The following is a 12,270-nucleotide window of genomic DNA, read 5'->3' as shown; positions in this document are numbered from 1 at the left end:
AAGCGGTGCACGCCCCCATAGTGACGGAGCCGGGCCCGGCAAGGGCAGCCGCGGTGAGGGCCGTCTCCCGGGCGGAAGGTGAGGAATCCGCCGATACGGGGAACCCGTGACGAGGACGGCGGACCCGACGGGCCGCGCGGCGGCAGACGAGGCGGGTATCGCGTGCTCATCGACCTCTCCGGCAGGACGGCCCTGGTCACCGGCTCCACACAGGGGATCGGCGCGGCCATCGCCGCCGGCCTGGCCGCCGCGGGCGCCCGGGTGGCCGTCAACGGCCGCAGCCGCGCATCCGTGGAGGAGGCGCTGGCCCGCCTCCGCGCGTCGGGCGGCGAGTTCGTCGCGGCGCCCGGCGACATCACGACGGACGAGGGCGCGCGGTCCGTCTTCGAGGCGGTCCCCCGGACCGACATCCTCGTCAACAGCCTCGGGGTCTTCGGACCGGCGAAGGCGCTGGAGATCGAAGACGACGAATGGCGCCGCTACTTCGACACGAACGTGCTCACCGCCGTCCGGATGATCCGGCGGTACCTCCCGGGCATGATGGAGCGCTCCTGGGGCCGCGTCCAGAACATCGCCAGCGACTCGGCGGTGGCCGTCCCCGCCGAGATGATCCATTACGGGATGTCCAAGACGGCCCTGCTCGCCGTGTCCCGGGGCTTCGCCAAGGAGGCCGCGGGCACGGGCGTGACCGTGAACTCCGTCATCGCCGGCCCGACGCACACCCGCGGCGTCGAGGACTTCGTCTACGAACTGGTCGACCGGGACCTGCCGTGGGACGAGGCGCAACGCGCGTTCATGCGCACGCACCGCCCCCAGTCGCTGCTCCAGCGGCTGATCGAGCCGGAGGAGATCGCCCACATGGTGGTCTACCTGTCCTCCCCCTTCGCCTCCGCGACCACGGGCGGCGCCCTGCGAGTGGACGGCGGCTACGTGGACTCCATCCTCCCGTAGCCGCCCGCGCCCACCCCCGGCGCCCGCTCAGGCGCTCTCGGCGGCGAACATCCAGTGGTGCTTTTCGAGGTCGCCGGTCACCGCGATGAGGATGTCCTGGGTGACCGGGTCGGGGTCCGCGGTGGCATGGATGCGTTCGCGCATGCGGGTGATCACCGCGCTGAGGCCGTCGACGAGGATGCGTACCGCGTCCACGTCCTTCACCCAGCCCTCCGGCACCCCGCTGATCGCGCTCGACGACGCCACCGTCGCGGCCCGGCCGTCCGGGGTGATCCCGAGGGCGGAGGCGCGTTCGGCGACCACGTCGGAGTGGGTGCGCGCCGAGGTGACGACCTCGTCCAGCTGGAGGTGCACGGACCGGAAGCGGGGGCCGACCACGTTCCAGTGGACCTGCTTGGCGACGAGGCCCAGGTCCACCAGGTCCACCAGAGCGCCCTGGAGCGCTTCGCCGACGACCTTCAGGTCGGCTTCCGGGAGGGCGTTCTTGACGACGGACACGACGTCTCCATTCCTCGGTGTTGCTTGATTGTTCGACTGGATGACTGCGGACGAAACGGCGCCTACCCTGAGGGTCCCGGACAAAACGTTCGCCTGCCCGTCCAGTCGAGCCGCGCGGCCACCGCACGAGGCCGCTTCGCCGGCGCGGAAGGCCGGTCGGGGGCCCTCTTCTCCGGTTCGGTCATGGACCGCATGTGGCCGCTGCCGCGTACGGTAAACGGGGTCGGGCCCGCGAACCGGCGGCGGGGACCACGGGTACGGAGCGGCGCGCGCCGCGGGGACGGGGGCGGGACGGGGTGAGGTGGAACGGCGTCGACTTCACCGTGGACGGGCGGGAGCCCACCACGGCGGAGGAGTTCCACCGGATCGGGCTCCACTGCTGGCAGGATCCGCGGCACCGGGAGGCCGCCGCGTTCTTCCTCGAACCCGCGGCCCGCGCCGGTCACACCGAGGCGGCCGAACTCCTCGGGCACGTCCTGTTCTCCCGGGGCGAGTACGCCGCGGCGGCGCCCTGGCTGCGCGGCAGCGCCGGCACCTCCCGGCGGGCCGCCCACTACCTCGGCCGGCTCTCCTACGACGGCTGCCCGCCGGCCGGCATCACCGCCTCCTACGCGGACGCCGCGCACTGGTACCGCGAGGCCGCCCGGCTCGGCGAGCCGGAGGCCATGCTGGCGCTCGGCGAGATGTACCTGGAACGGCTGCTGCCGCTCACCGGGGCTCCCGTGGCGCACGCCCTGGAGCTGTTCGCCGCCGCCGCGGAACTCGGCCACCCGTACGCCCAGTTCCGCAGCGCCGAGCTATACCGGACCGACTTCGCGGCGCCCGACCCGGCGGCCCGCTGCTACGAGCTGTGTCTGGCGAACCCGGCCACCGCGGCCCACCCGCTCGGCTCGCTGATGACCCAGCAGAGCCGGTGGCACCTGAGCCACATCCGCGCCGCCGGGGACGCGGACCGCTCCGGCCGGGAGCGCGACCGGCTCCACCCCCGCCCACCGGACGAGCCCCGCTACTGACCGCCGCCGCCGACGGCAAGCCACAAGCCGTAGGCCGTAAGAGCCGTAAGCCGTTCGGAGCAGGTCGGAATGTGGGTGTACCGGACCAGGGCTACGTTCCACTGATATGACGTACATATCAGGCGACCGGGAGTCCGGTCCCACCCGCCGCGCCCTGCTCGTCGCCGGCGCCGGGGCGGCACTCGCCGCCGGCTGCGCTCCCGGAGGCACCCCCGGCGCCCCGGCGCCCACCCCCAGCGGCTCCGCTCCCTCCGGCCTCGCGTCCGCGACCGGCCCCACCCCCGGTGCGATGACGCTCTTCAAGGACCCGGGGTACAACTTCAACGGCCTCCTCGCGCTCGGGGCCTCCGGCGCCGGCGCCGCCGAGGTCGGCGAGGTCCTCACCGCCGTGAACGCGATCAACGGGGCCGGCCTCTCCGCGCAGACGTACGTCGAGACCTTCCGCAAGCTCGGCGACCAGCTCCTGGGGCCGCCGCCGGGCTCACCGGCCGACGCCCAGACCAAACGGTTCCGGGCGCTGCGCGCCGCCCAGTACTACGGCCAGGCGCTGTTCTTCGTCCTCGGTTCCAAGGACCCGGGCAGCGAGGAGCAGCTGTACAAGGCGGGACGGGACGCCTGGGACGCCTTCTGCGACCTGTGCGAGCCCGCCCCGGTCAAGGCCGCCGTCCCGTACGGCACGACGCCGTTGCCGGTGTGGTTCTTCCGGCCCGACACGTCGAACACGCCCCGGCCCACCGTGATCCTGACCAACGGCAGCGACGGCCAGAACGTCGACATGTGGACCTACGGGGTCCCCGCCGCGCTCGAACGCGGCTGGAACGCGCTCGTCTACGACGGTCCGGGGCAGGGGCAGCTGCTCTTCGTCGACCGGGTGGTGTTCACCCCCACCTGGGAGAAGGTCGTCAGCCCCCTCGTCGACTGGCTGTCCGCCCGCCCGGACGTGGACCAGGACAGGATCGCCCTGACCGGTCTGAGCATGGCGGGTGACCTCGCGCCGAGGGCGGCGGCCTTCGAGAGCCGGATCGCCGCGCTGGTGGCCATGCCCGGCTGCGTCGAGCCCTGGCTGGGCTTCCCGCCCGAGATCCGGGAGATCCTCACCCCCAGCAAGGAGGAGACGAACGACATCTGGAACACGAAGGTCGTTCCCGAACTGCCGCCGGAGGCCGCCGCCGTGCTGAAGAAGCGCTTCGAGCCCTTCTCCATCCCGGCGATGCTCCAGGCCCGGCAGGGCAAGCTCTTCACCGACTTCTACACCCCCGCCACCCGTATCCAGGCACTCTCGATCGCCTCCGTCGTCAGCCGGATCAAGGCGCCCACCCTCGTCCTGGACTACGAGGACGAGCAGTTCTACCCCGGCCAGCCGCGCCAGTTGTACGACGCGCTCACCTCGCCCAAGGACTACCTGAAGCTGACCGCGGCCCAGGGCGCCCAGCTCCACTGCTCCCCCATGGCCCCGCAGCTGCACTGCGAGGTCGTCTTCGACTGGCTCCAGGAGACCCTGCCGGGCGGCGGCTCATGAACCGAGTGCGTCCGAGGCGCTCTGCTGCCAGTAGGTGACCGTCAAGGAGCTGTCGTAGTAGACGCCCGCCGCCGGCAGCGACGGGACGGCGGACGCGCCGCCGTCGCTGTGGGGCGTCCGGCCCTGGAAGGCGATCGTGAGCCGGTGTCCGGTCACCCCGCCCTCGCCGCTGCCGTCGGCCGCCGACAGCAGGGCCCCCGCGTAGCCGGACTGGCCGGGTGCGAGGGTGACCACGGCCTGGGGCTGGGTGTCCTTCCGCGCGGCCGGCGCCCACTGCATCTCGTCGAAGCGGAGCACGGGGTAGTACGTGAGGTCGCAGTTCTTCTTGCCGGTGTTCTTCACCGTGATCAGCATGTGGTTGAGCGGACGGGAGACCGCCTGGACGGTGACGGCGGTGTTGGACCCGTTGCAGGTGACGCGGTCGCCCTCGGCGGAGGGGTCGGAGGAGCCCTTCGCGTCGCCGCCGGTCGCCTTCGCCCCGCCGGACTTCGTGGCGGAACCGGTCTTCGTGGCCGAGCCGGAGGCCGATCCGGAGGCCGATCCGGAGCCGGCCCCCGGGGTGGCCGTCGCCGAGGGAGTGGCGACGGCGGAGTCCGAGAAGGTCGCGGCCCCCTCGTCCTGGAGGCCCTTGCCGTCCTGGCACGCGGTCAGGGCGAGGGCCGCGAGGGCGAGTGCGGCCGCGCCGCCGAGCCGGCGGCCGGCGCGGGGAAGGGTGGCGCGGGAGGTGCTCGTGGGCGGGGTGCTGCGGAAGGCGGACATGACTGAGGACCCCTCATGTGACGTGGCCGCGGCGGACGGTCAGGACCGGTCGCCGTGAGCGGTGTGCTTGGATGGCCCCAGCCTGTGCGGTGATCCGTCCCAGCCGCCACCCGCCGGGGGCAGTCAGGGACGGTGGGACGCCGAAACGGGCTCTGAGCTGCTGGAACAACCCGTTCCTGGGACGCCGGACGGGACACGGGGGTAGGAGGATCGGTGCCGGAGGACACTGCCGGGTCCGGGTTCGCCCGGCTGCTGCGGGAGTTGAAGGACCGGTCCGGCCTCAGCTACGGAACGCTCGCCAAACGGCTCCACATGAGTACGTCGACCCTGCACCGCTACTGCACGGGCGATGTCGTCCCGACGGAGTACGCACCGGTCGAGCGGTTCGCCCGCCTCTGCAAGGCCTCGCCCGAGGAACTCCTCGAACTGCACCGGAACTGGGTGCTGGCGGACACGAACCGCCCGCGCCGGGGCGCCGGTGAAGCGGAGGGCCCGGCACGGGCCGCCGCCGCCCCGACACCGCCGTCGTCTCCGCCGTCGCCATCTCCGCAGGAGAGCGGGCCGGGTGCGACGCAGGAGTCCGCGCCCGCCGACACCGCGCCCGCGGCGGCCGCGGCGGAGCGGCGGCGCCGTCCGCGCGCGGCCGCTCTCGCCGGGATCGCGGCGGTCGTCGTGGCCGGGACGATCGGGGCCGTAGCCCTCACCGCGCACCTCACGTCACGGGACGCCGACGTCCGCGACCGGCCCGCCGCGGCCGCGTCCCCCGCACCCGGCGCGGGGAAGCGAGCGGACGGCCGGACGGCCTCCCCCGCGCCCTCGGCGCCCTCCCCGTCGGCCTCCGCGCCCGCCGGGGCCGGCACCTCCGCACCCCCGGCCCCGTCCGGGTCCGGATCCGGGCCCACGCCGGGGTCGGGGTCCGCGCCCGGGGCCCCCGCCGGCGACGGCGCCGTGTCCGGGAGCCCGGTGAGGGTGACCGCCCAGCCGTACACCTGGGAGTCGCCCTGCGGCCAGCACTACCTGATCGAGAAGCCCCCGTCCGAGGTGGGCCCGCCGCCCCTGGAACGGGACGCGCCCGCCTGGGTGGCGGCGTCCCGGGCCGTCTCCGCGGGTGAGCAGTACGTCACGCTCACCCTCCAGGGCTCCGGCAAGGAGACGGTGGTCCTGGACGGCCTGACCGTCCGTACGGTCGGCAAGCACGCGCCCCTCGCCTGGAACGACTACGCCATGGGCTACCCGGGTGTCGGCTGCGGCGCCGGCGTACCGACCCGGTCGTTCACCGTGGCCCTCGACGCCGCGCGCCCGGCCGTCGTGCCCGCGCCCGACCAGCCGGACTTCCCGTTCAAGGTCAGCGAGTCCGAACCGGAGGTGTTCTACGTCAAGGCCGACGCCTCCAAGTACGACGTGAGCTGGTACCTGGAGCTGTCCTGGTCCAGCGGCTCCCGCCACGGCACCCTCACGATCGACCACAACGGCAAGCCCTTCCGTACCAGCGGACTGGGCGGTCGCCCGGGCTACGAGTTCCCCCTCGGCGGCGACGGCTGGGTCAAGGCCGGTACGACGAGCTGACCGTTCCGGACGCCTGCGGAGCACTCGGCGTGCGCCCCGCCCCGGCACGGCGCACGCTGTGAGCGTGGGTGCGTACCGCCAAGGGCGGCACCGCGTACGAACCGCCGCGCAGCAGGCCCGGCGGCCCGAGATGCGGAGGCGACACCGGTGTCCGACACCCGAACCCCGCGCCGGCCGTCCGGCGCGCAACGGCGGGTCCTCGCGCCGCTGGCGCTCGCGCAGTTCATCTGCAGCTTCGCCGGCTCCAACATGAACGTGATGATCAACGACATCAGCGAGGACCTGGACACGACCGTCCAGGGAGTACAGACAGCCATCACGATCTTCCTGCTGGTCATGGCCGCGCTGATGATCCCCGGCGGCAAACTGACCGACCGCTACGGCCGCAAGCGCTGCCTCCTGGTCGGCCTCGTCGTCTACGGCATCGGCGCGCTGCTGAGCGCCGCCGCCCCGGGCCTGGGCGTACTGATCCTCGGGAACTCGATCCTGGAGGGCATCGGGACGGCCCTGCTCATCCCGCCCGTCTACATCCTCACGACGCTGATCTTCACGGACCTCGCCTCCCGGGCCCGGGCCTTCGGCGTCATCATGGCGCTGGGCGGCATCGGCGCGGCCGCCGGGCCGCTCATCGGCGGGCTGATCACCTCGGCGCTGAGCTGGCGGGCCGCCTTCGTCTTCCAGGCCCTGGTCATCGCCGTGATCATCCTGCTGAGCCGCCGCCTGGAGGATCCGCTCCCGCCCGATCCGACCCGCTCCTTCGACACCACGGGCGCGGTCCTCTCCGCCGCCGGCCTGATCCTCGTCGTCATGGGCATCCTCGCGGCCGACGACAGCCTGTGGCTCACCCTCGCCCTGCTCGCCCTGGGCGCCCTCGTGCTCCTCGGGTTCTTCCGCTCCGTGCGGGCCAAGGAGCGGGCGGGCAAGGAACCGCTGCTGTCCACGGCCCTGTTCCGGGACCGGACGTCCAACCTGGGCCTGGTCACGCAGAACGTCCAGTGGCTGCTGCTGATGGGGTCCTCGTTCACCGTGGCGGCCTACCTCCAGGTCGTACGCGGCTACGACGCCGTCCAGACCGGTGTCATCTTCACCGCCGCCACGCTCGGCCTGCTCGTGTCCTCGCTCGCCGCCGAACGCCTCGCCCAGCGGTGGCCCCAGCGGACCCTGATCGTGACGGGTTTCCTCGCCACCCTCGCCGGCATCGTCGTCCTGATCGCGCTGGCCGGCAGCTCCCCGAACCCGTGGGCGCTCACGCCCGGCCTCCTGCTGATCGGACTGGGTCTCGGCGTGATGCTGACCCCCTCGGTCAACGTCGTCCAGTCGAGCTTCCCCGAAGAGCAGCAGGGCGAGATCTCCGGGCTCTCCCGCAGCGTGTCGAACCTCGGTTCCTCCCTCGGCACGGCGGTCGCGGGCACCATCCTCGTCGCAGGCCTCTCCACCGGCGCCTACGCCGCCGCGATGATCGCGCTGGCCGTGATCGGGCTCGTCGGGCTCGCGGCCGCGCTGCTCCTGCCGCGGACTCCGGCGCGGTGACCGCCCCTCCCCCGCTCTCGCCCGGTCAGGCGGGACCGCGGCCCGCAGCGGCCCGGCCCATGGTCAGCGCCAGCCGCCGCACCCGGCGCCAGTCCATCGGCGGCGCGCCCAGCCGTACGCCCGGCCGGTGCCGGGGCACGCGGACGCGCAGGGCGCCGGGCGCGAGGCGGCAGCGGACCGGAGTGGGCAGCGTCAGGGCCTCCCCGTCGACACCGACCGGGATGACGGGGGCGTCGGCGTCGACGACGACCTCCCGGGCGGTGGTCTCGGTCAGCCCGCGGCCCTGCTGCCCGCCGCGCAGCAGGAGCTCCGCCGCCTCGGCGGCGCTGCCGACGTGGACGCCCAGCACCCCCAGCTCGCCGGTGTCCAGCCGCTCCCGGCGCCCGAGTCCCGCCGAGTCGCCCCGCTGATAGGGGTTGTTGCTCACCAGGACGGCCTGGGGGGCCTCCAGGACCGGCCCGTCGCCACGCACGCTCAGCCGCGCGCCGCTCTCCTGGGCCAGCAGGTCGGGCAGCATCTCCAGGATGGTGCGGACCTTGTCGTCGCGGTAGGCGGGGCTCTGCACCACCTCCGCGTACACGCCGAACGAGGCACTGTTGACGAAGACGACCTCCGTACCGGGCTCCGCCGGCTCCTCGGGCTCCTCAGGACCCCCCGCCCGGAGGTATCCGAGGTCGACGCGCAGTTCGACGCCGTCGGTCAGCGCCTCCAGGCACCGGGCGGGGTTCTTGCGGTCCAGGCCCAGGTCCAGGGCGAAGTGGTTGCGGGTGCCGGCGCTGATCACCACGAAGGGCAGGTCGTGCGCCACGGCCACCCCGGCGACCAGGGCCTGGGTCCCGTCACCGCCCGCGACGCCGAGCAGGTCGGCGCCGCGCCGGACGGCCTCCCGCGCCAGCTGGGCCACGTCCTGCGGCCGGTCCGGATCCAGTACGACGACCTCGGCCCCCAGGGCCCTGGCCCGCTCGGCGAGCCGGAACTTGGTGACCTTCCCGCCTCCCGAGCGCGGGTTCATGATCAGGAACGGCCGCTCGGGCCTGCGGGCGGGGTGCTCGGGCATGGCCGGCGGGGCGTCCTCGACCAGCGCGGCCCGGCCCGCGAAGACGGCCAGCGCCCACAGGCCGAGCGAGACCAGCACGACCCACAGCAGCCCTGCGGCGGCGTACAGGGCGAGCACGGCGAGCGGCACGGCCACCAGCAGCAGCACGGCCAGCACCCGGATCCGGCCGGTATGGGTGAGCATCCACCACACGCCCGCAGCCGAGAGCGCCAGCCCCGCCCAGCCCACGCCCATGAGCACGAGGCTGACGAGCCCGCCGAAGACCACCAGCACCAGCAGCGCCGCCACGCCCGCGGCCAGTGACAGACGTGCGGCCCAGCGCCTTCCCATGCCTCACCTTCCCGCGGCCCACCGGCTGCCGGACAGGAGCCGTACACCCTCTTCAGCCTACGAGCGCCACCCCCACCCGGCCCGCGGGACCCGGCGGTCCGGGCCCGGTTTGTTTCCGCCCGGTCGCGGCGATCGCGCCGATCGAGAGCATGGGCGACCCGTTGTGACTCGTGCGTACTGCACACCCCGGAAGTGACAGCCGTGACTGTCGCGGCCCTCGGGCCGCGTGACAGCGTGAGCACGTCACCGACCAAGGGAGCAGGAGTGAACAAGGGGTACGCGGCCTTCTGCGACGCCGACCGCTGGTTCTACGACGCGCCGTACCGGCGGGCCGAGGAGAACTACCCGGCCGCGCTCGCCCCCGTACCGGCGGGGTGGCAGACGCACCGCAGCGGGGACTGGCTGGCGCTGCGCCCCCTGGACGCCCGACTGCCCTCGCAGGGCTGGAAGATCCATGTCTCGGCCTGCCTCGACAACGCCGAGTCGGTCCTCGAACGGGTCTACCGGTACTGCGTGGAGCGGCGGATCGCCTTCAAGTTCGTTCCGAGCCGGTACCTGTTGCACCTGCGCAACGCGAAGTACGCGGACCGCGCCGCGAGCGGCAAGTTCCTCACCGTCTACCCGGCGGACGAGGAGCAGTGCGGGCGCATCGCCGAGGAGCTCGACGCGCTGCTGGCCGGCGAGCCCGGCCCGTACATCCTGAGCGACCTGCGCTGGAACGGCGGTCCCGTGCACCTGCGGTACGGCAGTTTCACGCTGCGGCACTGCTACGACGACCGCGGCGAGCTCGTTCCCGCGATCGAGGCCCCGGACGGCCGGCTGGTTCCGGACCCGCGGGGGCCGGTGTTCCAGACGCCGGAATGGGTCGAGTTACCCGCCTTCCTGGCGCCCCACCTGGCCGAGCGGGCGGCCGTCACCCTCGAAGGCCTGCCCTACACCGTCGAGCGGGCCCTGCACTTCTCCAACGGGGGCGGCGTCTACGCCGGCCGTGACGTCCGCACCGGCGAGCCGGTCGTCCTCAAGGAAGCGCGCCCCTTCGCGGGGCTCGCGGCCGACGGGGCGGACGCCGTGACCCGGCTGGACCGCGAACGCCGGGCCCTGGAGCAGCTGGCCGGGCTGGACTGCGTGCCCGCGGTGCACGGCACCTTCACCGTCGGGGACCACCACTTCCTGGTGATGCGGTACTTGGAGGGCAAACCCCTCAACACCTACTTCGCCCGCCGGCACCCGCTGATCGAGGCGGACCCCGACCCCGCGGAGCTCGCGGAGTACACGCGGTGGGCGCTGGAGATCCACCGGCGGGTGACGGAGGCCGTGGAGGCGGTGCACGCCCGCGGCATCGTCTTCAACGACCTGCACCTGTTCAACATCATGGTCGCGGAGGACGAGGAGACCGGCGAGCCGTCGGTGTCGCTCCTCGACTTCGAGGCCGCCGCGCACGTCGACGAGGGGCTGCGCCAGACCGTCGCCAACCCGGCGTTCGTCGCCCCGGCGGACCGGCGCGGCGTCGCCGTCGACCGGTACGCCCTGGCCTGCCTGCGCCTGGCCCTGTTCCTGCCGCTGACCAGCCTGCTGGTGCTGGACCGGGGCAAGGCCGCGCACCTGGCCGACATCGCCGCCGAGCAGTTTCCCGTACCCCGCGAGTTCCTCGACGAGGCGGTACGGGAGATACTCGCCGGGGCGGAGGGCGCCCCACCCGCGGTGGTGCCCCGCCGCCCCTATCTGCCGGTCGAGCCGGGCGACTGGGAGGCGGCCCGCGCCTCGATGACGGCGGCGATCAGGGCCAGCGCCACCTTCGACCGCGACGACCGCCTCTTCCCCGGGGACACCGCCCAGTTCGCGAACGCCGGCGGCGGCACCGGTTTCGGCTACGGGGCCGCCGGTGTGCTGTACGCGCTCGCCGAGACCGGCGCCGACCCGTGGCCCGAAGCCGAGGAATGGCTGCTGGCCCGGACGAAGGAACCGGCCTCCGGCATGCCGCTGGGCTTCTACGACGGCCTCGCCGGTATCGCGTGGACCCTGGAGCGGCTCGGCCACCGCGACCGCGCGCTCGCCCTCGCCGAACAACTGCTGGGCCATCCCTGGCAGTCGGCCGGCCCCGACCTGCACGGCGGACTCGCGGGCATCGGGCTGGCCCTGGACTCCCTGGGCACGGCCACCGGCGAGAGCGCACTGCACGCCGCGGCCCTGCGCTGCGCCGATCTGCTCGCGGAGTCCGAGGCCGCCGCCGGCTCGAAACGGGCCGGTCTGCTCCACGGTCACAGCGGACCCGCGCTGCTCCACCTGCGGCTCTACGAACGCACCGGCGACCGGGAGTCACTGCTCCGGGCCGGCCGGGCCCTGCACCGCGATCTCGACCGCTGTGTGACCAGCGTCTTCGGCACCCTCCAGGTCGACGAGGGGTGGCGCACGATGCCCTACCTCGGGGCCGGCAGCGTGGGGATCGGCATGGTGCTGGACGACTGGCCGGCCCACACCCCGGACGAGCGCTTCGAACGGGCCCGGCCGGAGATCGTCCGCGCCGCGCAGGCCACCTTCTACGCGCAGCCGAGCCTGTTCCGCGGCGCCGCCGGAATGATCCTCCACCTGGCGCGCACCACCACCCCGGGCCCGGGCTCCGGCCCGGAGGACATCGCCCGGCAGGTGGAGGCCCTGGCCCGGCACGCGGTCCCGTACCAAGGCTTCCTGGCCTTCCCCGGCGAGCAGATGATGCGCCTGTCCATGGACTTGTCCACGGGCACGGCCGGCGCGCTCCTCGCCCTCGGCAGCGCCGCGCCCGGCGGGCGCGCACAGCTGCCGTTCCTCCCGCCGCCGCGGTCGGCCGCGGCGGCCCCAGAGCCGGTCCCCCTCGTGGGGGCCGTGTCCCATCGGAACACCACAGTGAAGAGGAATCAGACATGACGCTTCTCGACCTGCAGTCGATGGAAACCCCGAAGGAAGAGACCACCGAGGCCGCGCACGGTGGCGGTGGCGGCAGCCGCGCCAGCCTGCTCCTCTGCGGCGACAGCAGCCTGAGCATCACGACCTGTAACTAGTCAGGTCCTATC

10 protein-coding genes are annotated in these 12,270 nt (G+C 73.7%); 7 read left to right on the top strand and 3 right to left on the bottom strand.

All coding sequences use genetic code 11. The features are described 5' to 3' along the window. Positions 1-162 precede the first annotated feature (162 nt). A complete protein-coding gene (locus tag IE248_RS10480) occupies positions 163-951 on the top strand; it encodes an SDR family NAD(P)-dependent oxidoreductase (protein ID WP_190030568.1) in 789 nt (262 codons plus the stop codon). A 27-nt stretch (positions 952-978) separates the two neighbouring features. On the opposite strand, the gene IE248_RS10475 is transcribed toward IE248_RS10480, so the two are convergent. Next, positions 979-1,449, bottom strand: coding sequence for a Dps family protein (locus IE248_RS10475; protein WP_100580988.1), 471 nt, complete (start codon positions 1,447-1,449; stop codon positions 979-981). A gap of 296 nt (positions 1,450-1,745) precedes the next feature. On the opposite strand from IE248_RS10475, the gene IE248_RS10470 reads away from it, so the two are divergent. Further along, entirely contained in the window at positions 1,746-2,462 is a 717-nt protein-coding gene (locus tag IE248_RS10470; protein ID WP_190030567.1) for a tetratricopeptide repeat protein, read from the top strand. Between the two features lie 106 nt (positions 2,463-2,568). Beyond that, positions 2,569-3,981 (top strand): alpha/beta hydrolase family protein, encoded by a 1,413-nt coding sequence (locus IE248_RS10465; protein WP_190030566.1) that lies wholly within the window; start codon positions 2,569-2,571, stop codon positions 3,979-3,981. Here the strand turns inward: IE248_RS10465 and IE248_RS10460 are convergent. Next, entirely contained in the window at positions 3,976-4,740 is a 765-nt protein-coding gene (locus tag IE248_RS10460; protein WP_190030565.1) for a DUF4232 domain-containing protein, read from the bottom strand. The two genes, IE248_RS10465 and IE248_RS10460, sit on opposite strands and share 6 nt — an antisense overlap. A gap of 213 nt (positions 4,741-4,953) precedes the next feature. Between IE248_RS10460 and IE248_RS10455 the strand changes: the two genes are divergently transcribed. Further along, positions 4,954-6,306 (top strand): helix-turn-helix domain-containing protein, encoded by a 1,353-nt coding sequence (locus IE248_RS10455; RefSeq protein ID WP_190030564.1) that lies wholly within the window; start codon positions 4,954-4,956, stop codon positions 6,304-6,306. Between the two features lie 147 nt (positions 6,307-6,453). After that, entirely contained in the window at positions 6,454-7,836 is a 1,383-nt protein-coding gene (locus tag IE248_RS10450; RefSeq protein WP_073798485.1) for an MFS transporter, read from the top strand. 25 nt (positions 7,837-7,861) lie between these two features. Here the strand turns inward: IE248_RS10450 and IE248_RS10445 are convergent, their stop codons facing one another. After that, entirely contained in the window at positions 7,862-9,223 is a 1,362-nt protein-coding gene (locus tag IE248_RS10445) for a diacylglycerol/lipid kinase family protein (protein ID WP_190030563.1), read from the bottom strand. Between the two features lie 264 nt (positions 9,224-9,487). On the opposite strand from IE248_RS10445, the gene lanKC reads away from it, so the two are divergent. After that, on the top strand, positions 9,488-12,124 hold the full coding sequence (gene lanKC, locus IE248_RS10440) for a class III lanthionine synthetase LanKC (RefSeq protein ID WP_190030562.1): 2,637 nt from the start codon (positions 9,488-9,490) through the stop codon (positions 12,122-12,124). Further along, the gene (locus tag IE248_RS10435) at positions 12,121-12,258 is read left to right on the top strand and encodes a SapB/AmfS family lanthipeptide (RefSeq protein ID WP_030723876.1); all 138 of its coding nucleotides are present in this window, start codon (positions 12,121-12,123) and stop codon (positions 12,256-12,258) included. The genes lanKC and IE248_RS10435 overlap by 4 nt, the downstream gene beginning before the upstream one ends. The last annotated feature ends 12 nt before the right edge of the window (positions 12,259-12,270 follow it).

It is taken from the genome of Streptomyces goshikiensis, from assembly GCF_014650555.1.
Classification (GTDB): Bacteria; Actinomycetota; Actinomycetes; order Streptomycetales; family Streptomycetaceae; genus Streptomyces; species Streptomyces goshikiensis.
Note: the sequence above shows the minus strand (reverse complement) of the source record. Positions and strands in the feature narration are given on the sequence as shown.